General features: G+C 65.1%; 22 protein-coding genes. 15 read left to right on the forward strand and 7 right to left on the reverse strand.

The genetic code is table 11. The features are described 5' to 3' along the window. Positions 1-127: 127 nt before the first annotated feature. On the forward strand, positions 128-970 hold the full coding sequence (locus RMO25_RS04010; RefSeq protein ID WP_309661310.1) for a hypothetical protein: 843 nt from the start codon (positions 128-130) through the stop codon (positions 968-970). Between the two features lie 97 nt (positions 971-1,067). Beyond that, positions 1,068-1,799, forward strand: coding sequence for a hypothetical protein (locus RMO25_RS04015; protein WP_309661311.1), 732 nt, complete (start codon positions 1,068-1,070; stop codon positions 1,797-1,799). 77 nt (positions 1,800-1,876) lie between these two features. Here the strand turns inward: RMO25_RS04015 and RMO25_RS04020 are convergent, their stop codons facing one another. Then, entirely contained in the window at positions 1,877-2,368 is a 492-nt protein-coding gene (locus RMO25_RS04020) for a PilZ domain-containing protein (protein WP_309661312.1), read from the reverse strand. A gap of 85 nt (positions 2,369-2,453) precedes the next feature. On the opposite strand from RMO25_RS04020, the gene RMO25_RS04025 reads away from it, so the two are divergent. Continuing rightward, positions 2,454-2,837: a CrcB family protein gene (locus RMO25_RS04025; protein WP_309661313.1), complete on the forward strand. Its 384-nt coding sequence runs from the start codon at positions 2,454-2,456 to the stop codon at positions 2,835-2,837. A gap of 69 nt (positions 2,838-2,906) precedes the next feature. Further along, a complete protein-coding gene (locus RMO25_RS04030; RefSeq protein ID WP_309661314.1) occupies positions 2,907-3,080 on the forward strand; it encodes a hypothetical protein in 174 nt (57 codons plus the stop codon). On the opposite strand, the gene ilvC is transcribed toward RMO25_RS04030, so the two are convergent. Both ilvC and miaA read right to left on the reverse strand, forming a co-directional pair. Further along, positions 3,077-4,048 (reverse strand): ketol-acid reductoisomerase, encoded by a 972-nt coding sequence (gene ilvC / locus RMO25_RS04035; protein WP_309661315.1) that lies wholly within the window; start codon positions 4,046-4,048, stop codon positions 3,077-3,079. The genes RMO25_RS04030 and ilvC overlap by 4 nt on opposite strands. A gap of 9 nt (positions 4,049-4,057) precedes the next feature. Beyond that, a complete protein-coding gene (gene miaA, locus RMO25_RS04040) occupies positions 4,058-4,972 on the reverse strand; it encodes a tRNA (adenosine(37)-N6)-dimethylallyltransferase MiaA (protein WP_309661316.1) in 915 nt (304 codons plus the stop codon). Between miaA and serB the strand changes: the two genes are divergently transcribed. Further along, positions 4,965-5,843 carry a phosphoserine phosphatase SerB gene (gene serB / locus RMO25_RS04045; RefSeq protein ID WP_309661317.1) on the forward strand — a complete coding sequence of 293 codons (879 nt, stop codon included), beginning with the start codon at positions 4,965-4,967 and terminating at the stop codon, positions 5,841-5,843. The two genes, miaA and serB, sit on opposite strands and share 8 nt — an antisense overlap. Here serB and RMO25_RS04050 read toward each other — a convergent pair. Then, positions 5,836-6,741 (reverse strand): SPOR domain-containing protein, encoded by a 906-nt coding sequence (locus tag RMO25_RS04050; RefSeq protein WP_309661318.1) that lies wholly within the window; start codon positions 6,739-6,741, stop codon positions 5,836-5,838. The genes serB and RMO25_RS04050 overlap by 8 nt on opposite strands. A gap of 109 nt (positions 6,742-6,850) precedes the next feature. Between RMO25_RS04050 and RMO25_RS04055 the strand changes: the two genes are divergently transcribed. Genes RMO25_RS04055 through RMO25_RS04065 form a run of 3 tightly spaced genes read left to right on the forward strand, consistent with a single transcriptional unit; the run spans position 6,851 to position 9,662 of the window. Further along, on the forward strand, positions 6,851-7,567 hold the full coding sequence (locus RMO25_RS04055; RefSeq protein ID WP_309661319.1) for a ParA family protein: 717 nt from the start codon (positions 6,851-6,853) through the stop codon (positions 7,565-7,567). A gap of 12 nt (positions 7,568-7,579) precedes the next feature. Then, positions 7,580-8,296 carry a hypothetical protein gene (locus tag RMO25_RS04060; RefSeq protein ID WP_309661320.1) on the forward strand — a complete coding sequence of 239 codons (717 nt, stop codon included), beginning with the start codon at positions 7,580-7,582 and terminating at the stop codon, positions 8,294-8,296. 4 nt (positions 8,297-8,300) lie between these two features. After that, positions 8,301-9,662, forward strand: coding sequence for an SPOR domain-containing protein (locus RMO25_RS04065; RefSeq protein ID WP_309661321.1), 1,362 nt, complete (start codon positions 8,301-8,303; stop codon positions 9,660-9,662). Positions 9,663-9,683: 21 nt separating this feature from the next. On the opposite strand, the gene RMO25_RS04070 is transcribed toward RMO25_RS04065, so the two are convergent. From RMO25_RS04070 to RMO25_RS04080, 3 genes are read right to left on the reverse strand one after another with little or no spacing between them, the layout of a single operon-like run. Continuing rightward, a complete protein-coding gene (locus RMO25_RS04070) occupies positions 9,684-10,580 on the reverse strand; it encodes an aspartate carbamoyltransferase catalytic subunit (protein WP_309661322.1) in 897 nt (298 codons plus the stop codon). A gap of 11 nt (positions 10,581-10,591) precedes the next feature. After that, positions 10,592-11,065, reverse strand: coding sequence for a Holliday junction resolvase RuvX (gene ruvX / locus RMO25_RS04075; RefSeq protein ID WP_309661368.1), 474 nt, complete (start codon positions 11,063-11,065; stop codon positions 10,592-10,594). Further along, positions 11,062-12,168: a DUF3089 domain-containing protein gene (locus RMO25_RS04080; protein WP_309661323.1), complete on the reverse strand. Its 1,107-nt coding sequence runs from the start codon at positions 12,166-12,168 to the stop codon at positions 11,062-11,064. The genes ruvX and RMO25_RS04080 overlap by 4 nt, the downstream gene beginning before the upstream one ends. Before the next feature lie 143 nt (positions 12,169-12,311). Here RMO25_RS04080 and RMO25_RS04085 point away from each other — a divergent pair, with 143 nt between their 5' ends. The 7 genes from RMO25_RS04085 to RMO25_RS04115 all read left to right on the forward strand — a co-directional run bounded on the left by RMO25_RS04085 (position 12,312) and on the right by RMO25_RS04115 (position 20,960). Beyond that, positions 12,312-13,955 carry a DUF4153 domain-containing protein gene (locus RMO25_RS04085; RefSeq protein WP_309661324.1) on the forward strand — a complete coding sequence of 548 codons (1,644 nt, stop codon included), beginning with the start codon at positions 12,312-12,314 and terminating at the stop codon, positions 13,953-13,955. Between the two features lie 43 nt (positions 13,956-13,998). Next, positions 13,999-14,286 (forward strand): Asp-tRNA(Asn)/Glu-tRNA(Gln) amidotransferase subunit GatC, encoded by a 288-nt coding sequence (gatC, locus tag RMO25_RS04090; RefSeq protein ID WP_309661325.1) that lies wholly within the window; start codon positions 13,999-14,001, stop codon positions 14,284-14,286. Then, the gene (gene gatA / locus RMO25_RS04095) at positions 14,283-15,758 is read left to right on the forward strand and encodes an Asp-tRNA(Asn)/Glu-tRNA(Gln) amidotransferase subunit GatA (protein WP_309661369.1); all 1,476 of its coding nucleotides are present in this window, start codon (positions 14,283-14,285) and stop codon (positions 15,756-15,758) included. Before gatC ends, gatA begins: the two co-directional genes overlap by 4 nt. After that, positions 15,755-17,221: an Asp-tRNA(Asn)/Glu-tRNA(Gln) amidotransferase subunit GatB gene (gatB, locus tag RMO25_RS04100; RefSeq protein ID WP_405051835.1), complete on the forward strand. Its 1,467-nt coding sequence runs from the start codon at positions 15,755-15,757 to the stop codon at positions 17,219-17,221. The genes gatA and gatB overlap by 4 nt, the downstream gene beginning before the upstream one ends. Before the next feature lie 5 nt (positions 17,222-17,226). Further along, the gene (locus tag RMO25_RS04105; protein WP_405051836.1) at positions 17,227-18,855 is read left to right on the forward strand and encodes an alkaline phosphatase family protein; all 1,629 of its coding nucleotides are present in this window, start codon (positions 17,227-17,229) and stop codon (positions 18,853-18,855) included. A gap of 141 nt (positions 18,856-18,996) precedes the next feature. Then, positions 18,997-19,734, forward strand: coding sequence for a hypothetical protein (locus tag RMO25_RS04110; protein WP_309661328.1), 738 nt, complete (start codon positions 18,997-18,999; stop codon positions 19,732-19,734). Beyond that, complete coding sequence (locus RMO25_RS04115) at positions 19,734-20,960, forward strand: M48 family metalloprotease (RefSeq protein ID WP_309661329.1); 1,227 nt, start codon at positions 19,734-19,736, stop codon at positions 20,958-20,960. The genes RMO25_RS04110 and RMO25_RS04115 overlap by 1 nt, the downstream gene beginning before the upstream one ends. Positions 20,961-20,969: the final 9 nt, after the last annotated feature.

Genomic DNA, 20,969 nt, shown 5'->3' on the forward strand with positions numbered 1-20,969 from the left:
CGATCCACCCATTGCGGACAGGAGTGCACTCCCGTAGCCTGAAGTCGTGTGAAGCTACGTGGACCCGACGGGGTAAGCCGCCCGTTCGACGTCCATCGTGCAGCAGTGTCGAAAAGGGGATCTGAACATGTCCGACAACAAGCCGCCCGCAGAGGTCGACGTCACCAAGGAATGGCGGGCGACGCAAGGCCAGGCATCGGCCGCCAAGCGCTTGCGCATTTTCGCCGCGCTGGCGTGGATCGTCGCCATCGGCGGTGAGATCGCCGGCATCGTCTTGCTCCGTCAACACAAGTTCGACCACGGCAACCTGCCGCTGCTGATCGGCATCCTGGTCGGGATCGCTATCTTCGCCATCGCCGGCAGCCTGATGTGGAAGGCGGCCAACAAGCAGGATCCAGCCACCAAGTCCGAGCCGGTCAAATTCTTCGTCCAGAACCAGCTCGGCGCGATCATCACCCTGATCGCCTTCCTGCCGCTGGTGGTCCTGATCTTCATGGACAAGGACATGGACCCCAAGAACAAGAAGATTGCCGGCGGCGTCGGCGCCGTCCTGGCCGTGGTCGCGACGCTGATCGGGGTCAGCTGGAACCCGCCCTCGGTCGAGCAATACACCCAGGACATGAACAAGTGCGCGGACCAGATCAAAGCCAGTCAGCCGACCACGGCCTGTTCACCCGAGGTCGCGGCCCAGGCGCAGGACATCGCCAAGGACTCGGCCACGGTGGCTGAAGCGACCAAGGATGCCGCCCACCCGGCTGGCCAGGATGTCGTCTACTGGATCGCTCCGGAGAACGGCGCCAAGACAGCCGCGACGCCGCATGTCTTCCACATCTGCCAAGCAGTCAGCCCGATGCGCGGCAAGACCGTCAATCACGGTTCCGTGACGACGGCCTATTCGGAAAACGCCACCCGCATCACCAAGCAGATTGCGATGGAGCAAAAGCAGTGCGGATTCGCGAGTTCGACCTAAGCCGGTCCGCGATTCCGCCGTGCTTGCCAGATCCCGCCACCGCGGCGGGACTGGCTTGGCGTGATCGGACAGCTGGGGCGTAGGCGGGCGCAACCCCATGGCAGAATCTGACCAGGGCGCGGGGACCATCCCTCGCCGAAGCGACCGGCGACCGCGCAAGCTGCACGGTTACTTTATCGTCTTCAACCTGATCTTCGCTGCCATCGTGCTGACCGGGTTTTCACGAACCTTTTTTCTTCCCGTGGCGCGAGGAACATTCGCGAAGCCGCTGATCGTTCACATTCACGGCGCATTCTTCTTCGCCTGGACCGGATTGTTGGTCAGCCAAACCTTTCTCGCTGCGACGAAACGGCTCAAGGCGCATCGGAAAGTTGGTTCGTTCGCCGGTTGGCTGATCCTGCCAATGCTGACCCTCGGGACCGTCGTGGCGGCGCGGGATACGATTCACGACGTTCGCGCCGGCGGCGGCGATGCGGCATTGTCCTTTTTCTACGGCGAACTGGCCGATCTGGCGATGTTCGGGCTCCTCGCGGGCGGCGCAATGCTGCTGCGCTCCAAGCCGGACTATCACAAACGTTGGGTGATCCTGGGAAGCCTCGGGCTGATCGGGGCTGCGATCGGCCGTATTCCGGAAATCAGCGCCTTCGGTTTGTCCATCTTCCTGGGGGCGATCGCGTCCGTGGTCGCCTACGACATCGCCAGCCGCCGCACAGTCCATCCGGCCACCCTCATCGGCGCCGCGATTCTGTTGTTGATCGGTCTGTCGGAAGAGCGGATCGGCAATACCGCGGCCTGGCTAAACGCCGCGCACCGTCTTTTGGCCGTTTGATACATGATCAGCGCCGACCATATTCCGCTTTCCAACTGAGGCGGCCGCAAGCGAGCCCTAACCGGCGGGCGTTCAGCCTAGCGGACGAAACCGCCCGCCCAGTCGGCCGTTGCTTGCAGTTCATCGGGCGTCATCCCGGAATGCTCTACCGACGCTGCGAGGGCGCGAAGCGCAATCAGATCCTGCCCGCGAAGTGGTTCGTCAAAATGGATCCCGCATCGTCCGTGGATGGTCCAAACAACCGTTCCAAGTGTATCGATCGCGCCGCACTTCAAGATGATGTCCTTCCCCACTGCGGGCAAGTCGCCAGCCTCTAGCCGGGCACCGGTGCGAGAGACGTCCAACAGCCTGACGCTGTTGCGGCCACCAAGATCTTCGACGGCCGCGGGCAACAAAATGTATGCGCGCGGCTCGCTTCTCCGTCCCCGAAGCTCGGGATCGTCATTGCGGGGCGCATTGCGCCGGTCTGATTGGGCGGCGGCCATTCGACCCGAATAGGATGGTTTGATTAAAATCAAATTATGATCGTGAGATCGCGGTTTCTGCCCCCAAACGTCCGCTTTCGACACTTTGCGGACATTCGCGGACGGCTTGTTTCTCGCCCACATGCGCGTCAAGCTCGCCAGAGGAGATCGAAACATTGGCGGAGCGGAAATGACCAACCCATACTTTCTCGTGTTTGTCGGCGGAGGGTTCGGTTCGGTCTTGCGCTTTGCGACTTATCACGCCGCCCGGCTGTGGCTGCCACCCAGCTTTCCGTGGGGAACGCTGGTGGTGAATGTCCTGGGCGGCGTTGCGGCGGGCGCGCTGGCCGGCTGGATCCTGTCGCGGTCGATCGGCGGGGCGGATTCCATTTCGCTGTTCCTGATGACCGGACTGCTCGGCGGTTTCACCACCTTCTCGGCCTTTAGTGTCGATGCGGTGCTATTGTGGCAACGCGGTGAACCCGCGACGGCATTCGCTTATGTCGCCGCATCGGTGCTGTTGGCGATTGGCGGAGTCGTTGCCGGAATGAGCATCGTGCGTGCGTTTGCCTGACGCTTGTTGGCGGGCGACTTTGCCGACTGCATAGGCTATGCACCGATCTTCGCGATAGGAGCCGGGGCCATGGCCGAGAGAGACCGCGTCTATTACGCGCGGCGCGCCGCCGAGGAGCTTGAGTTGGCGCTCGCCGCAACCGACGACCATGCCGCCGAAGCGCACCGCCATTTGCAGCGCGCCTATCTGGAACGTGCGTTGGTTGGCGACCGCCCAGTCCCCGTTGACGAGGTGGTCGGCTAGGGCTTGGGCCGCAACGATCTGAACGCTTGCTCGACCGGCAGGGCGCGGGCTTCGGCGCGCGCCTGTTCGAGCCGCGGATAGCCGTCTGCTTCCTCGCGCGTCAGGGCGTTGGCGAATTTCCCGGCGCGGATTTCGGTCAGCACTTCGGCCATCCGCTGGCGAACGCCGGCATCGACGATCCGCGGGCCGCCCAGTGTCGCGCCGAGTTCGGCGGTGTTGGAAATCGCTTCGCGCATCCCGGCGATGCCGCGCGCCTCGATCAAGTCGGCAATCAGCTTCAATTCGCCGACGCACTCCATATAGGCGACTTGTGGGGACACGCCGCCGGCGACCAACGTGTCGAAGCCGGCGATGAGGATTTCGGGCACCGCGCCCCACACCACGGCGCTCTCATTGAACAGGTCGGCTTCGCACTCCTCGGCGAAGCTTGAGGCCAATAATCCGGCGCGCGCGCAGCCGATCGCGCGCCCGTACGCGAGCGCTAATGCGCGCGCCGCGCCGCTGCGGTCCTGCGCCACCGCCCACAGCGCGATCATCCCGTCGCCTTGCTGGTAGAGCGACCGCAGCGCGGTTCCCGGCCCCTTGGGTGCGACCATGAACACGTCGAGGTCGTCGCGCGGGGCGACGAAATGGAAGTGAATCGCGAGGCCGTGACTGAAGCCGAGCGCCGCGCCGGGGCGAATGCTTGGCTCGATTTCACGATACAGGCTGCCGAGGATTTCGTCGGGCGCCAGCAGCATGACAAGGTCGGCCGACGCCACCGCATCCGCGACCAGCGCGACCTCGAGCCCGTGGCCCAGCGCTTCGGTCGAGCTCGACGACCCGCCGCGTAAAGCCACGACCACATCGACGCCACTATCATGCAGATTGAGCGCCTGGGCGCGGCCCTGGTTGCCGAAACCGACGATTGCCACGCGCTTGTTCAGCAGCGGGGCGGGGTCGATGTCGGCGTCGCGCAGGATATCCATCGCGGTCGATTAGGCGTTTGGCTTGAGCAGTTCCAGCGCCGCTTGGTCAGCGGGCGTGGTCCATCGCGGCCAGTCGGGCGGCGGCTGGTGAGCGAACCAGGTATATTGCCGCTTGGCGTAATTGCGGGTCGCCTGCTGGCCGCGGGCCATCGCCGCCGAGCGGTCGATCTCGCCATTCAGGAACGCGCCAATTTCGCGCACGCCGATCGCCCTCATCACTGGCAGTTTGGGGTCGAGCTTGCGTTGGACGAGGGCTGCAACCTCCTCGACCGCACCGCGCTCGACCATTTGCGCAAAGCGCTCGTCGCAGCGGGCGTAGAGCCAGGCGCGCTGGGGCAGGAGGATAAGCGGGCGCAACGTCACGGCGTCGCCGATGCCGCCCTGGCGATGTTGCTGCCACTCGCCGAGCGTCCGGCCAGTCGACAATATCACCTCGAGTGCGCGCGCGATCCGCAGGGAGTCCTTGGGACCGAGCCGCGCCGCCGCGGCGGCGTCCAGTTTGACCAGGCGAGCGCGATTGGCTGCGACCGTCGCCGCGCGCACCTCGCTTCGGACCCCGGGATCGATGGCCGGAATCGGTGCTATCCCATTGATAAGTGTGTTTAAATATAAACCCGTTCCGCCCACGAGGATGGCCATCTTGCCATGCGCATGCGCGTCCTCGATTTCCCGCCGCGCCATCGCCGCCCACTCCGCCGCGGAACATGGCGCGGCACCATCCAGCACGCCGTAGAGCCGATGCTCGGCGCGGTTCAGCTCTTGTTCGCTGGGAGCGGCGCTGAGGACTGGGAGGTCGCGATAGAGCTGGGCGCTGTCGGCGTTGATGATCACGCCGTTGGCCAGCTCGGCCAGCGTCAGGGCCAGCGCCGACTTGCCGCTCGCCGTCGGACCGGCAATGACAGCGACTGGAGGATGTGTGGGCATTGCGACGCTGATAGCAGCCGGACGGCTCGATGACAGGCTGGTCCACACGGCGCGATCCGTGCTGGCTAACGCTGGAGTTCGCGTCGGCGATTTGAGCTGGATCGATGCCGGCGACGCCGCCGACCTGACGATCGACGGCGAAGCGGCGACAGCGCGCGTCGCGCTCGACATGATCGATGGCCTCGATTTCGCGGTTCTGGCCGGCGAGCGGGTACCCGCGCAGCTGTTCGTCGCCGACATGGATTCGACGATGATCGGCCAGGAATGCATCGACGAGCTGGCCGATTATGCCGGCGTCAAGGACGCAGTCGCGGCAATTACCGAGCGGGCGATGCAGGGCGAGCTCGATTTTGCCGCGGCGCTGGCCGAGCGGGTCGCGCTCCTCAAGGGGCTCGACCACCAGATTATTGCCAAATGCCGCCAGGCGAGAATTCGCCCCAATCCGGGCGCGGCGACGCTGGTCGCGACGATGAAGCGACATGGCGCGCTGACTGCATTGGTGTCGGGCGGTTTTACCGACTTTGTCCGACCGGTCGGCAAAGAGCTTGGGTTCCAGCAGCTGCGCGCCAATGCTTTGGGCGTTGAAGATGGCAAGTTGACCGGGACAACGGTCGGCAAGATTGTCGACGCGCAGGCCAAGCGCCATTTCGCCGAGCAACTGCTCGCTGACCTCGGAGTCGGGTTCGAATCGCTCATCGCGGTCGGCGACGGGGCCAATGACGCTCCGCTTATCGCCATAGCTGGCCTTGGCGTCGGCTATCGCCCCAAGCCGGCCCTGGCCGCGGTCGCCGGCGGCATCATTCGGCATCACGACCTTACCGCTGTGCTGTGGATGCAGGGCATCCCGCGCCGCGATTGGGTCGTTATTTAGCCGGCACCGGGAAGCAGGGCAGGCCAAGCAGGCCCGCGCAAGCGGCGGCGGCTTCGGCTCTGCTTGCGTACGGTCCGGCCTGCAGTCGCGTGATTGCACCAACAGCGACGTAATATGGCTGGCGGCCAGCCAGTTTGGCGCTACCCGACAGTGTGTTGAACAAGGCCTCGGCAGACGCGCGCTTGGCAAAGGCGCCCAGCTGCACTCGCCAAGCGCCTGTCGCGGCAATGGCGGGCACCTTGGCCGGCACAGCAAGCGATAGCTTGGGTGGAGTCTTGACTGGCTTCATCGCCGGACCCGGCTTCACCGACGCGACTTTCACCGGCGCCGCCTTTGACCGTGCGAGGGCCACACCGTTCTGGCGCTGATCGAGCGGAATGAGCTGGTCCATTTCGGCGAGCGTCGTCTTGGCCGGAGCCAGGCCTTGGGCCGCGGCCCGGCTGACATAAGCGTAAGCAAGCACCGGGTCGCGCGCCACGCCATCGCCGTTGAACAAGGCGGTGCCATAGATCAGCAGCGCCCGCGGCTCGCCCTGTTCGGCGGCCGATCTGAGCCAGCGCATGCCACCGACGCGATTGCCGGTATCGAACAGCAGCAATCCCAACGTCGTCTGCGCGTCGACATGGCCCTTGCGGGCGGCGCGCTCGAGCCAGGTCTGGGCGGCGGCAAGATTGATCGGAACGCCGCGGCCAAGACGATAGGCCTGGCCGAGATTGAAGGCGGCGTCGGCATCATCGGCCTCGGCGAGCGGGCGCCAAATCGCGACCGCGGCGGGATAATCGGCCCGCTGCCAGGCGTCGATGCCGGCCTTAACCGACTGCGCGGGCGCGGGTACCGCGATGGCCAGTAGCGCCGTGGCCAGAGCAAGTTTGCGCATCATCGCATTCATCCAGCGCATTTAGCGCCGGTTCTCGGCAGGCAACAAGGTCGGGCCAATGTTAACCAGATTTTAGAGGCTTGAGTGTCACTCCCGCCACTCAACGCAGATTATCGGGCGGGGGAAAAGAATGCGCGTTCTGGCAATGGCATCGCAGAAGGGCGGGTCCGGCAAGACGACTCTGTCCGGCCATCTCGCGGTGCAGGCGCAGTTGGCGGGCGCAGGCCCGGTCTGCCTTATCGACATCGATCCGCAGGGAAGTCTCGCCGATTGGTGGAATGAACGCCAGGCCGACATGCCGGCTTTCGCCCAGACCACGGTCGCCCGCCTCGCCGCCGACCTCGAGGTTCTCCGCCAGCAAGGTTTCCGCCTGGCCGTCATCGACACCCCGCCAGCCATCACCATGGCCATCCAAAGCGTGATCGCGGTGGCTGAGTTGATCGTTATTCCGACCCGTCCAAGCCCACATGACCTTCGTGCGGTCGGCGCCACGGTCGATTTGTGCGACCGCGCGGGCAAGCCGCTGCTGTTCGTCGTCAATGGCGCGACGCCCAAAGCCAAGATTACTTATGAAGCCGCGGTCGCGCTGTCGCAGCACGGCACGGTGGCTCCGGTTACCGTCCACCACCGTACCGATTTCGCCGCGTCGATGATCGACGGCCGCACCGTCATGGAGGTCGATCCCAACGGCCGCTCCGCCCGCGAAGTGGTCGAGCTTTGGGATTATATCTCGGATCGCCTCGAAAAGAATTTTCGCCGTACCGTGTTCGCGGCCCCCGGTGCCGCAGCAGCGACAAATGCACCTCGCCCGGTCGGCGGCTTCGGCCGCCGCGTGGCCGGCCAGTAAGGGGGCTGCACAGTGAAAAGCGGACCCAAGTTGAACAGCGAGCCCAAGGTTTTCGCATCGCTCTCGTCGGGCCTCCTGGCCCGCAAGGGTGCGGCTCGCCCGGCGATGCGACCCCAGGGCTTTGGCCAGGGCGGTGGATCGCTCGAAGACCTTGGCTGGGACGATCTCGGTTTCGAACCACCCAAGCCGGTCGCAGGATCGCTGCGCGACGATACGCACGACGCGTTCGGCGCGGAGCTGGAAGAGCAGCCGTTGCGCAGTCCCGTCGCGGCGCTCACGCCGGTGCAGTCGCCCGTCCATAGTCAGCAAGCCGAGCTGGTTGGCCGGCTGAACGTGCCGGACGAGGATTTTTCCGAACAAGGCGAAGACTTTGACGAGACGGCCGAGCTTTACGAGCCCGAGCCCGTGCCCGAGCCCGAGCCTGTGCATGACTCGGCTAGCGTTGCCGAATTTCCATTGGCGGTCGTCGAGGCGGTGCCTGCTCCGCGCTCGGTCCGCGTCCCAGCTCCGGCTGCGCGGCGCGAGGCGAGTCCGCGTGCCGCACCGGGAAGCAAGGCCAAGGCGGCGTTCACGCTTCGCCTCGACCCGACTCGCCATCTTAAACTCCGTCTTGCCTGCGCCGTTGGCGGCCGCTCGGCACAGATGCTGGTGACCGATGCGCTTGATGCGCTGCTGGATGCCATGCCGGAGCTCGATGCCATGGCTGCCAAGGCCAACCGCAAGGGATAAATTGATGTCTAGATCGCTTCGCTTCGCACCTGCATTCACGGCAATCGCCATGGCCTCGGCCATCGCCGGCTGCGCCGCTCCGCAGTTCGGCACGCGCAGCGCCTCCAACTTCGGCGGCAAGATCGACACGGCCAACATCGGGGTTGCGACCAAGGCCATGATGGCGCTCAATGCCAAGGATTATTTGGCCGCGGTGAAATATGCCGAACAAGCGGTTGCCAATAGCTCGAACGATGCCGGCTTTCGTGCCTTGCTTGGCAATGCGTATTTCTCGTCGGGCCGCTTTGCCTCGGCCGAGTCCGCATTTCGCGATTCGCTCGCGCTCATCAACAACCAGCCGCCGGTGATCCTCAAGCTGGCACTGGTCGAAATCGCCCAGGGCAAGAACGCCGAAGCGTTGCAGTTCCTAAGCTCGGCCCGCGCTATGCTGGACCCCGCCGATTATGGCCTTGCGGTCGCGTTGGCCGGCCAACCGCAGGAAGCGATCAAGGTGCTCGAAGCCGCCGCTCGCGAAGTCGGTGCCGATGCGCGGGTCCGTCAGAACCTCGCTTTGTCCTATGCGCTGATCGGCGATTGGGACTCGGCTCGCACCATCGCCGCGCAAGATGTTCCAGCCAATCTGGTTGATGCCCGGATCCAGGAATGGATGCAGTTCGCCAAGCCGACGGCCGCATCCGACCAGGTTGCTGCCCTGACTGGGTTCCGCCCGGTGGCCGGCGATCCTGGCCAGCCGACTCGCCTGGCCCTACGCACCGTGGAAACCCGGACCGCCGAAGCCGCGCCCGTTGTTGAGCAGTCGCCCGTTGCCCAGCCCGAACAGACGCAGTGGGCGGAAGTCGTTCCGCAAGCGGTGACCCAGCCGGTACCCGCATCGCAAGTCGCAGACGTTTCTGCGCCTCCAGTGGCCACGGTATCGCCTGAATCTACCGCTGCAATCATCGCCGCAGCTGCCGCATCTTCACCGGAAGCGCCGGCAGCTTATGCCGCAATGGCTGTATTCAATCAGCGGGCACAGTTGAGGAAGCAAGCCAAGGCAGCAGCACAGCGCCCTGCGGTGCGACAGGCATCCCTGCGGCGGGCAACTGGAAAGTCCACGTCGGTCGTGCAGCTTGGCGCTTATGGTTCGCCGCAGCGGGTCGCCGCCGCGTGGAACAATGCCGCCCGTCGCCACGCGATGTTGCGCGCTTATTCGCCGATGAGCGCGCGTTTCACTGGCCCCAAAGGCCTAGTGTACCGCCTGGCGGTGCAGGGATTCAACGACCCAGAGCAAGCGAAGAATCTGTGCCTGTCGCTGCGTCGCGCGGGCGGAACTTGCTTCGTGCGCACGGTCGCCGGCGACGTTCCTGTTCGTCTTGCTTCGCGCTAGGCCAGTTCGCCTCGCTTCGCGTTAGGCGGGGCCGCCGACCAACAATTGCAGGCAGGCCATGCGCACGGCCACGCCCATTTCGACTTGAAGCGGAATCAACGAGCGCTGTTCATCGTCGGCAACGGCGCTGTCGATCTCGACGCCGCGATTCATTGGCCCCGGATGCATAACGACGGCGGTGGGCGCCGCAGTCGCCAAGCGCTCGGCAGTTAGACCGTACTGCGCCAGATATTCACCGGGAGCGTCGCCAAGATCGGTTTCGAGCCGTTCGCGCTGCACCCGCAGCATCATGATCACGTCGGCGCCCGCGATTGCCGCATCGACATCGCCGCTACCTTCGAAGTTGTCGGGCAGCAAGGCCGGGGGGCCGGCGAGCCGCACTTCGGCGCCAAGGCGCGGCAGCAGCTTGGCGTTCGATCGCGCGACCCGGCTGTGCTTGATGTCACCGCAGATCGCGACTTTGAGGCCCTCGATGCGGCCCAGGCGGCTGCGAATGGTCAGCGCGTCGAGCAGGGCCTGGGTTGGATGTTCGTTGGTACCGTCGCCGGCGTTGATCACCGGACAGTCCATGATCCGCGCCATCCGCGCCGGCGCTTCATTCTCGAAGTGGCGGATGACCAGTACATCGGGGCGCATGGCATTCAGCGTTCGCGCCGTATCGTCGAGCGTCTCGCCTTTCCTGGCCGAGGACTGTTCAACCGGGAGGGTTACCACTTGCGCTCCCAAGCGCTGGGCAGCGACCGAGAAAGACATCAGCGTCCGGGTCGAATTTTCGTAGAACAGGTTGAACATGATCCGGCCGGCGAGGGGAACGTCCGCGGCCCGGCGGGCGCGATTGGCCGCCGCCCAACGCGCCCCCTGGTCGAGGATGGTCGCGATCTGGTCGTCGCTGAGCGAGTCGATTGAAAGAAGATCCACGAGGCGGCGGCTTATTCGGGACCGGCGAGATTGGCCAGTGCATCGATCGCGCCCTGGAGGATGTGGGCGGCAGCGAGCTTGTCGACCGCCGCGGCTCGTTTGGCGCGGCTGACATCGGCAGCGATCATCGCCCGCTCGACCGCCTGGGTTGACCAGCGCTCGTCCCACAGCAGGATTGGCAACGCGAGCACCAGGAGATTGCGCGCGAACGCCCGTACCGATTGCGTTTGGGATGAATCGCTGCCGTCGAGATTGAGCGGCAGTCCGATGACCAGGCCGACAATGGACTCGCGCTCCACGAACGCCCGCAGCGCCGCGAGATCGGTGGTGAACTTGGTCCGGCGCACGGTCTCGGCCGGGCCGGCAAAGCTCCAGCCGGGGTCGCAGGTTGCAAGACCGATAGTCTTGGTCCCGACATCGAGCCCGGCAAGCTTGCCAAGGTCGGGGAAGGAGTCAGCGAAGTTCGCGGGCTGGGTCGTAATCATGGCTGCCATGCCGCCAGCCGTCGTGCCGCATCGCCCCGGATCGACCCCCAGAACAAAGCGAAATCATAGACGTGATAATTGTTGCCCGGCAGAACGTAAGGGCCGAGTGGCGGGATTGCGCCGTCGAGGATCAGCAGGCCCTGGTCGCAGTGCGCGCCGACCGCCCCGGCAACCAGGTCGGCACTGGCGAAATCGCCGCGTGGCACGAGCGTCCCGGCATTGGCGGCGGGCGGCGCTAGACCGCCTTGCGTTCCGGTGAGCGGATTGACGCACAGCATGTCCGCGCGCCGCCGCTCGACACCGCTTGGCCCCTTGGTCCCGTGCCACGCGTCGAGCATCAGCGAGGCGTTGGCGGGCTCGGCGAAGCTTTGCCAAGACAGCACGCACGCGGTTTGTTCGGGCGCGGTGCAGGGCGGAAGTCCTATCGCTGGCAGGTCGGCGGCAATGCTCAATGGCCAGCCGACGACGTACGCGGCGACCAGCCGGCCCTTGAGCGCCTGGCCGCGCTCGGCCAGCAGGCGCGACAGATGGAGCGCGCCCTGGCTATGGCCGGCGACGATGATCGGGGCGTCCGACGGTGCCTCTTTCAGAAATTGATCGAAGGCCGCGCGAACATCGCGATAGGCAAGGTCGAGCGCTTGCCGGGCGTCCACGCTGCGGAGCAGGAACGCACCAAAAGCCGCTTGGCGATACCGCGGCGCCCAGACCTGGCCGGCGCTAGTCAGAGCGCTGGCCTGGCTTTGCACGAACAGCTTGGTGCGCAGATCGGTCTGCGTATCGGGGTGGAGCGCCGCGTTCCAGTGGTCGCGCTCGAGATAGGTGGTCGGATGAATGTAGAAGATCGCGGCGGGCGGAGTAGAAGTTCCTGGCGACGTCTGCGTTGGCAGCCAATTGGACGGATTCTGGGGCAAGTCCGGTCGGGCGAGCCAATTTTCCGTCTGCGCATAGTCCGGCCTGCTTTCCGGCGGGGGCGGCGCGAAATGCCCTTTGGGAATCGTGCTTTCGAGCAGCACGCGGTCGCCGAACTGAAAAATGGCGAACGCCCCCGCGACGGCGATCAGAGTCAGCCAGAAGACGACGAACAGGAAACGGCGCGCGCACATGGGCGGCAGCACTATGGGCCAGCGCTCCCGGCGGCAAGTTCGCTTGCTCGCAACCTAGGCCAGTGCCACACGGGTTGTGATCGGTGAGGGGAGCGGAATTGCGACAGGACAGTGCGGACGCATGGCCGTTGAGGCCATGGCTGATGGCGGCAATCTGCGCGATCGGCGGACTGATTTTCAACTGGCTGACGGATCATCGATATCCCGAAGCGGTCGCTCCGGAGCGGTTGGCGGCGGCGACCTTCGTCGCAATTGCCGTGGTTGCATTGGTATTGACCGTCGAGCGCCGCCGCTGGCAATGGGCATTAGCCTTCGCTGGGGGCTGGGGCCTCGTCATCGCCGGTGTCGGCTGGTTTACTGCGAGCTACAACAGCAATCCGACGATCTTCGAATGGCCGTATCTGTCGGGTATTTTCGCGGTCCTGATCGCGGCGCCATTGTTCCAGACCGTGCGCGACGAAGGGGCTTGGCGATTTCCGTACGAGAAGTTGCACAACCATGCCTGGATGGACGCCGTCATCGGTGCTGCCAGCCTTTTCTTCACTGGTGTGGCATTCTTGCTCGCCTGGCTCATTGCCGGCCTGTTCAATCTCATTGGGATCGAGGCCGTCAAGAATCTTCTGGAAAAAGAATGGTTCGGCTGGATGCTCGCGGGTTTCGCCTTTGGCGCTGCCGTCGGACTCCTGCGGGAACGTGATGCGCTGCTAACGACTCTACAGCGGTTGGTGATGGTCGTGTTCTCGGTGCTAGCGCCCGTTCTGGCGGTGGCGCTGGTCCTGTTCCTTGCTTCAATGCCGTTTACCGGACTTGATGAGCTATGGAAATCCGACATCCCTGCGACCCCGCTTCTTCTCCTCGCGGGCGCGGGTGCGATTCTGCTTGTCAATGCGGTCATCGGGAACGGCAAATCTGAACGATCGCCGAACCGGGTGTTGCAATGGTCGGCGCTGGCATTGGTGCTCACCGTGCTCCCGCTGGCGCTCATCGCCGCTCTGTCGATCGGCCAGCGGATTGGCCAATATGGCTGGACGCCGGAGCGCATTTGGGGGGTGATCGCGGTCGTCGTCGCGATTGTTTACGGAGCAGCCGGTTGGTGGGCGGTGTTCAAGGGGCGCCTCGACTTCGACGACCACGTTCGCCCGCTGCAGATTCAATTGGCGATCTGCCTGTGCGGGTTAGCCTTGTTCCTCGCCCTGCCGATTCTCGATTTCGGAGCCATTTCGGCCAAATCCCAGATGGCTCGAATGGTCAACGCACGGATTCCCGCCGCGAATTTCGATTGGCGGGCGATGGCGTTCGATTTTGGTCCCGCCGGTCGCCGGCGTCTCAGGACTTTCGCTCGCAGCGGTTCTGCTGACCAGCGCAAACTGGCGAGTGCGGCGCTTGCCTCGAACAATCGTTACGACGTTGAGGAGCAGGTTCAGAAGGTGGAGAGTGCAGCCAACCTCGGCACCCGCCTGCGCGTATTGCCTGAGGGGACCGTGCTTCCGCCCGACCTGCTGAGCTCGATTGCCGGGACACGCTATTGCCGCGTTGGACCCTGCGTCACGATATTGGCCGGTGAACGCCGGGCGGTCATCGCCGGACCATTGATCAAGGACGGCACGGTCGAATCCGCATTGCTCGAGCGCAACTCCAAGGGCGTTTGGTCGGAGGACGTAACGGCACTGTCCGTTGCGAAACCGCCGTTCCGCCCCAACCTCGAAAGCGCTCCGGTCGAACTGCGCAAGGTCGAGCGGCGGCAATTGTTCGTCGATGGAATGCCGGTGGGTAACGCCTTCGAATAGCACCTCGCTTGAAGCACCGAGAGCGCCCTGCTAGCCGCGCCTTATGTCCGTAAACACTGAACAGGTGCGCCATATCGCCAAGCTTGCCCGGATCGCCATGAGCGATGCCGAGATCGCAGCGCTGGTGCCAGAATTGAACGCCATCATCGGCTGGGTCGAGCAATTGGCCGAGGTCGACACAGATGGTGTCGAGCCGCTGACCGCGGTGATCGACCAGAAATTGCGCTTGCGCGACGATGCGGTGACCGATGGCGATTGCCGCGATGCGGTGCTGGCCAACGCGCCAGTCGCCGAGCACGGATTTTTCGCCGTGCCCAAGGTGATCGAATAGTGTCGCTGACGACCAAGACGATCGCCGAGCTCCGCAATGGCTTCCGGGGCGGCGAGTTCACGGCACGCGAAATCGCCGAGGCGTTCAACGCCGCGGTTGCCGGAGCGCGGGGGCTGAACGCGTTCACGGTCGAGACGCCGGACGATGCGCTTGCCGCGGCGGATGCGGCCGATGCGGCGCGTGGCAAAAGCGAATTGGGCGCGCTCGCCGGCATTCCGCTCGGCATCAAGGATTTGTTCGCTACGCAGGGCGTCGATACAACCGCCGGCAGCAACATCCTCAAGGGTTTCAAACCGCCCTATGAATCGACCGTCAGCGGTAATCTTCGCCGGGCCGGGGTGGGGATGCTCGGCAAGCTAAACATGGACGAATTCGCCATGGGCTCGTCGAACGAGACCAGCGCCTATGGGCCGGTGATCAGCCCGTGGAAGCGCAACGACGGCGGCAATGCGGCTTTGACTCCGGGCGGCTCGTCGGGCGGATCGGCGGCGGCGGTCGCGGCGGGTATCGTTCCCGGCGCCACTGGCACCGACACTGGCGGCTCAATCCGCCAGCCCGCCGCCTTCACCGGCATTTGCGGCATCAAGCCGACCTACGGCCGCTGTTCACGCTGGGGGATCGTCTCGTTCGCTTCGTCGCTCGACCAGGCCGGGTCGATGGCCAGGACAGTGCGCGATTGCGCGATCCTGTTGGAAGCGATGGCGGGTTTCGACCCGAAAGACTCGACCTCGCTCGACTTGCCGGTACCGCAGTGGGGAGCGAATCTATCCTCCGATCTCAAAGGCAAGCGCGTCGGCATCCCCACCGAATACCGCATCGATGGCGTCCCCGCCGACATCGATGCGCTGTGGGACCAGGGCGTGGAATGGCTGCGCGACGCGGGCGCCGAGCCGGTCAAGATTTCGCTACCGCACACCCAATATGCGTTGCCGACCTATTACATCATCGCCCCCGCCGAAGCCTCGTCCAACCTCGCCCGCTATGACGGCGTCCGCTACGGCCTGCGCGAAGACGGCGAAGGCGGGCTGGACGGCATGTACGCCGCGACCCGCGCTGCCGGCTTCGGTGCCGAGGTCAAGCGGCGGATCATGATCGGCACTTATGTGCTCTCGGCCGGGTTCTACGATGCTTATTTCACCAAGGCGCAGAAGGTCCGCACCTTGATCAAGCGCGATTTCGCGGCCGCGTTCGAGGCGTGCGACCTGATCCTCACCCCGACCGCTCCATCGGCGGCGTTCGGGCTTGGCGAGAAAACGGATCCGCTGGCGATGTATCTGAATGACGTGTTTGCGGTTCCGGCCAGCCTCGCCGGGCTGCCCGCCATGTCGGTCCCCGGCGGGTTGGACGGGCAGGGCCTGCCGCTCGGCCTCCATCTGATCGGCCGCGAACTCGATGAGCAGGGCGTCCTCAATGCCGCCTTCGCCATCGAGGAACGCGCCGGCTTCACTGCGAGACCGGAGAAGTGGTGGTGAGCACTCCTTATCGCATTACCGGCGCGACCGGCGAGTGGGAGGTCGTGGTCGGCCTGGAAGTCCACGCCCAGATCGTGTCCGAATCCAAGCTGTTCAGCGGCGCTTCGGCGGTCTTCGGGGCCGAGCCCAACAGCCATGTCAGCCTGGTCGACGCGGCGATGCCGGGGATGCTGCCGGTGCTCAACCGCGAGTGCATCCGCCAGGCGGTGCGCACCGGCCTGGCGCTCGACGCCAAGGTCAACGCCTACAGCCGTTTCGACCGCAAGAATTACTTCTACGCCGATTTGCCGCAGGGCTATCAGATCAGCCAGCTCTATCACCCTTTGGTCGGCGAAGGCGCCATCGAAGTGCTGCTCGACGACAAGGATGAGACCAGCACCAAGGCGATCGGCATCGAGCGCATCCACGTCGAGCAGGACGCGGGCAAGCTGATGCACGACCAGCACCCGACCATGAGCTATGTCGACCTCAACCGCTGCGGCGTCGCGCTGATGGAGATCGTTTCGCGGCCGGACATGAGTTCGCCAGCCGAAGCAGGGGCTTACCTAAGAAAGCTCAGAGCAATACTGCGCTACGTCGGTTCGTGCGACGGCAATATGGAGGAAGGCTCGATGCGCGCCGACGTCAACGTCTCGGTGCGCAAAGTCGGTGACGAACTGGGCACCCGGACCGAGACCAAGAACGTCAATTCGGTGCGCTTCGTGATGGCGGTGGTCGAGCATGAAGCCAGGCGCCAGGTCGAGCTGATCGAGAGCGGCGGCACGGTCGCCCAGGAAACCCGGCTGTACGACCCCGACAAGGGCGTCACCCGCTCGCTGCGGTCGAAGGAAGACGCGCACGATTACCGCTATTTCCCCGACCCCGATTTGCTGCCACTGGAGCTCGACGAGGCGTTCCTCGCGGAGTGCAAGGCGTCGCTGCCCGAACTCCCCGACGCCAAGCGCCAGCGCTACGAAGCGCTCGGCATCCCGCCGTATAACGCCGGCGTGCTGACCGCCGAGGTTGAGAGCGCGCGCTGGTTCGATGCGTTGCTCGAGGGCGGGGTCGAACCCAAGGCCGCCGCCAATTGGGTCGCGTCGGAGCTTTACGGGGCATTGAACCGGCTTGGCAAAGGCATTGCCGAAAGCCCCGTGAGCCCGGCGCAGGCCGCCGAGCTGCTCGCCCTGGTCGGCGACGGCACGCTTTCCGGTAGCCTCGCCAAGCAGGTGTTCGAGATCATGCTCGAAACGGGCGACGGAGCCGCCGACATCGTCGACAAGCGCGGATTGAGGCAGACTTCAGACACCGGCGCGATCGACACCGCGGTCGATGCGGTGCTCGCCGCCAACGCCGACAAAGTCGAGCAATACCGGGGCGGCAAGGAAGCCCTGTTCGGCTTCTTCGTCGGCCAAGTGATGAAGGCGATGGCCGGCAAGGCCAACCCTAAGCTGGTCAACGACCGGCTGCGGGCGAAACTGGATTGAGCCACATGCGGAAATGCCTTCTCTCCTTCACTCTCGTGGCAAGCGCCGCTTGCGCCCAGCCGGCCGCCCCGGTGCGGCTCGCCCCCGGGGTGCCCGGGCTCCTCATCGTCGTCTCGGTCGACCAATTTTCCGCCGATTTGTTCGACGAATATCGCCCGCACTTTACCGGCGGGTTGGCGCGCCTGGCCCGGGGGACGGTGTTCCGCAACGCCTATCAGAGCCACGCCGCGACCGAGACTTGCCCAGGTCATTCGACGATCCTGACTGGCGACCGGCCGGAGCGCACCGGAATCATCGCCAACGCCTGGGTCGACCAGTCGCAGATCCGGTCCGACAAGACGGTTTACTGCGCCGAGGACGAACGCGTGCCGGGATCGTCGTCGATCGCCTACACCGTCTCGCCAATACACCTGAAAGCGACGACTCTTGGCGAGCGGATGAAGGCCGCCTGGCCGGCAAGCCGTAATGTCACGGTCGCTGGCAAGGACCGCGCGGCGGTGATGATGGGTGGGCACACGCCCGACCAGCGCTGGTATTGGGACGCCAAGCGCTTTGCGACCGATCTGCGCGTCGCGCCGCCGGCCAGTGTGACGCGGGCCAATGCGACGGTCGCCGCCCTGATCGCCGCTCCTCAATTGCCGCTGGAGCCACCGCCCTTGTGCTCGGCCAAGGCGGGCATCGTTGCGCTCGAAGGCGGCGGCAAGCCGGTTGGCGACGGTCGCTTTGCGCGGGCTGCCAGCGACGCCAATGGCTTTCGCGCCTCGCCGGCGTTCGATGGGGCGGTCTTGGCGCTAGCGGCAGGGCTGATCCAGGACATGAGGCTGGGCGGAGGCACGTCGCCCGATGTGCTGTCGATCGGACTGTCGGCAACCGATTACGTTGGCCATAGCTACGGCCCCGGCGGGCAGGAGATGTGCCTCCAATTGCTGTCGCTCGACCGCGATCTCGGTGATTTCTTCGGCCTGCTCGATCGCAGCGGAATCGACTATGCGGTGGCCCTGACCGCCGACCATGGCGGCGAGGATATTCCGGAACGCCTGCGGCTGAAGGGCGTCGCCGCGGCGCGGGTTGATCCGGCGCTGGCGGCGACCGAGGTCGGCAAGACCATCGCGGCCAAGCTCAAGCTGAGCGGGCCGGTGCTGATCGGCGGATTTTTTGGTGACATTTATCTCGATCGGGCGCTCAAGCCGGCCGATCGGGCGCGAGCCCAGCGCGAAGCGGTCGCGGCATACTCTCGGCACCCACAAGTGGCGGCGGTGTTTACCGCCGGCCAGCTCCGCCGTGTTGCCGTGCCGGCGACGAGTCCCGACAAATGGACCCTGGCCGAGCGCGCGCGCGCCTCGTTCGATCCGCAGCGGTCGGGTGATCTCATCGTGCTGCTCAAAAACCACGTCACGCCAATCGCCGACACCAGTTTCTATATCTCCACCCATGGTAGTCCGTGGGATTACGACCGCCGCGTGCCGATCCTGTTCTGGCGCCCAGGGATGACGGCGGCGGACCGCAACGAGCCTATCGAGACGATCGATATCATGCCGACGCTAAGCGCGATGATCGGCCTTCGCATCGTCTCTGCAAGCATCGACGGCAAGTGTTTGCCGGGCATCCAGGGGATTGCTTGCCCAGGCCGCTAATCGTTTAAAAATGCTGGTCTTTTTTTAATCCGGCGTTCATTGACAGGCGGGCATTAGATTGTAGTCGAGGCGGCCGCAGTTGGCGGATCGCGGAGGGTCAAAATGCGTCATTGGGGCATCGCACTCGTCCTTGCGCTCTGTGTGCCCGCAGCTGGGTGCGTCCAAACGCGCCAGTACGCCGACCTGCAATTCACGCCGCCCGAGGGCGATTACCGGCTGCTGGTCATGCGCCCCGATGTGACGGTCAATTCGGTGACTACCGGGGGCCTGAACGAGCCGCGCGCCGACTGGACCGAACAGGCCCGCACCAACATCATCGCGGCGATGGCAGCGCAGCAATCGGCGCGCGGCGGCAAGGTCAAGGTCCTGGCGCATCGCAACGAGCTTCCCGGCGTCAGCGAGGAAACGGTCGCCGATCTGGAACGGCTGCATTCGGCGGTCGGCAATTCGATCGCGCTGCACAAATATCTCGGCGCCTATCTGCCGAGCAAGAGCCGCCGCGGCCTCGATTATACGCTCGGCGAGGAAGCCGTCGCCCTCGGTCGCAAGACTGGGTATGATTACGCGCTCTTCATGTACGCCGAAGACAGTATCGTCTCGAGCGGCCGGGTTGCGCTCCAGGTGCTTGGCGTCGCCGGCTGTATCGTCGGTTTCTGCGCCCCCAATATCGGCGGCGGCGGCCAGTTCGCTTACGCGTCGCTGGTCGATCTGAAGACCGGCGATGTGGTCTGGTTCAACGTTGTCCAGACCGGTAGCCAGATCGCCGGCATCAAGATGGGTGACCTTCGCACGCCACAAGGATCGGCCCAGCTGGTCGAGCGACTGCTCGGGCGGATGAAGCCGGGCTACGCCATTCGTCACCCGGTGGTGCAACGCTGATGGCTGGGCACTGCCAATCGATCGATCGCCGCGCGCTGCTGGTCGGCGGCGGTGTCGCGGCCGCTTCGCTGGCCACCGGCGTGGCCCAGGCCCGGATTCGGCCGGCCGACATGCAGCCGCTGATCGGTCCCGGATTTCGTCCGACCGACACCGACGAGCTCGGCCTGTGGCAGCAGATGGCGCGGGTCGAGGAAGAGGTGTCGGGTTCAAACCTGCTGATCAAGGATCCGGCGCTGATCGGCTATCTGCGGGACCTGATCGGCACGGTCGGCGGGCCGGCGGCGCAGGACATGCGCATCTATCTGGCGCGCATTCCAGATTTCAACGCGGTGATGTTTCCGACCGGTTTCGCGGTGGTCTTTTCCGGGCTGCTCCTCCGAATGCGCAACGAAGCCCAGCTGGCTGGCGTGATCGCCCACGAATCGGGCCACTTCCTGCGTCGTCACATGATCCGCAGCTGGCGCGACACGCGCCGCAAGAGCGACATCTTCGCGATCGGGTCGATGGCCCTGGGAGTCGCCGGCGCTGGCGCCGGGATCTATACCGGCGACATCACCCAGCTGGCCCAACTGGGCACGATCCTGTCGTTGTTCCGCTACAGCCGCGAAATGGAGGCCGAAGCCGACGCAATGGGCGCGCGCCTGCTGGCCCAGAACGGCTATCCAGCGATCGAGATGGCCAATACCTGGGAGCAATTGATCGGCGAAGAGGATGCCAGCGCCAGGCATCGCCGCAAGCGGCGCGACCGCGGTCATTCGTTGTTCGCCACCCATCCGGCGCCCGAAACGCGGATGGCCGATCTCAAACTCGCGGCCGCCGATGTGACCGTGCCGGGCCGCATTTATGACAGCCGCCGCGCTCGCTACCTCCAGGCGATTGCGCCGGTCCGGCAGATGCTGCTCGATGACCAGGTTAAATTGAACGATCCCGGCGCGTCCGAATATTTGATCCAGACTTTGGCTAAGGACGGCTGGAACGGGTTGCTGCGGTTCTACGAGGCCGAAGTCTGGCGCTTGCGCAATCGCGGCGGCGACGCCCTGCGCGCGGCCCAGGGCTATGCCGTCGCTGTCGCTTATCCGGACGCCCCGCCCGACGCGTGGCGTTGGCACGGCCTGTCGTTGATCAAGGCGGGCCGGCGAGCGGAAGGGCAGGCGGCCCTGACTCACTATCTCGCGCTGCAGCCCAATGCCGCCGACGCCCCCTTCATCCGCCAGCTGATCAGCTAGACGGAGCCG

It is taken from the genome of Sphingomonas sp., assembly GCF_031361285.1.
Lineage (GTDB): Bacteria > Pseudomonadota > Alphaproteobacteria > Sphingomonadales > Sphingomonadaceae > Sphingomicrobium.

Excerpts from the sequence above, each read along its gene's own strand:
- RMO25_RS04015 (WP_309661311.1), top strand. The coding sequence starts at position 1,068 with ATGGCAGAATCTGACCAGGGCGCGGGGACCATCCCTCGCCGAAGCGAC.
- RMO25_RS04085 (WP_309661324.1), top strand. The coding sequence starts at position 12,312 with ATGGCGGCAATCTGCGCGATCGGCGGACTGATTTTCAACTGGCTGACG.
- ilvC (WP_309661315.1), bottom strand. The coding sequence starts at position 4,048 with ATGGATATCCTGCGCGACGCCGACATCGACCCCGCCCCGCTGCTGAAC.
- RMO25_RS04050 (WP_309661318.1), bottom strand. The coding sequence starts at position 6,741 with ATGCGCTGGATGAATGCGATGATGCGCAAACTTGCTCTGGCCACGGCG.
- RMO25_RS04030 (WP_309661314.1), top strand. The coding sequence starts at position 2,907 with ATGGCCGAGAGAGACCGCGTCTATTACGCGCGGCGCGCCGCCGAGGAG.
- gatC (WP_309661325.1), top strand. The coding sequence starts at position 13,999 with ATGTCCGTAAACACTGAACAGGTGCGCCATATCGCCAAGCTTGCCCGG.
- RMO25_RS04065 (WP_309661321.1), top strand. The coding sequence starts at position 8,301 with ATGTCTAGATCGCTTCGCTTCGCACCTGCATTCACGGCAATCGCCATG.
- RMO25_RS04080 (WP_309661323.1), bottom strand. The coding sequence starts at position 12,168 with ATGTGCGCGCGCCGTTTCCTGTTCGTCGTCTTCTGGCTGACTCTGATC.
- RMO25_RS04010 (WP_309661310.1), top strand. The coding sequence starts at position 128 with ATGTCCGACAACAAGCCGCCCGCAGAGGTCGACGTCACCAAGGAATGG.
- RMO25_RS04055 (WP_309661319.1), top strand. The coding sequence starts at position 6,851 with ATGCGCGTTCTGGCAATGGCATCGCAGAAGGGCGGGTCCGGCAAGACG.
- RMO25_RS04025 (WP_309661313.1), top strand. The coding sequence starts at position 2,454 with ATGACCAACCCATACTTTCTCGTGTTTGTCGGCGGAGGGTTCGGTTCG.
- ruvX (WP_309661368.1), bottom strand. The coding sequence starts at position 11,065 with ATGATTACGACCCAGCCCGCGAACTTCGCTGACTCCTTCCCCGACCTT.
- RMO25_RS04105 (WP_405051836.1), top strand. The coding sequence starts at position 17,227 with ATGCGGAAATGCCTTCTCTCCTTCACTCTCGTGGCAAGCGCCGCTTGC.
- miaA (WP_309661316.1), bottom strand. The coding sequence starts at position 4,972 with ATGCCCACACATCCTCCAGTCGCTGTCATTGCCGGTCCGACGGCGAGC.
- RMO25_RS04115 (WP_309661329.1), top strand. The coding sequence starts at position 19,734 with ATGGCTGGGCACTGCCAATCGATCGATCGCCGCGCGCTGCTGGTCGGC.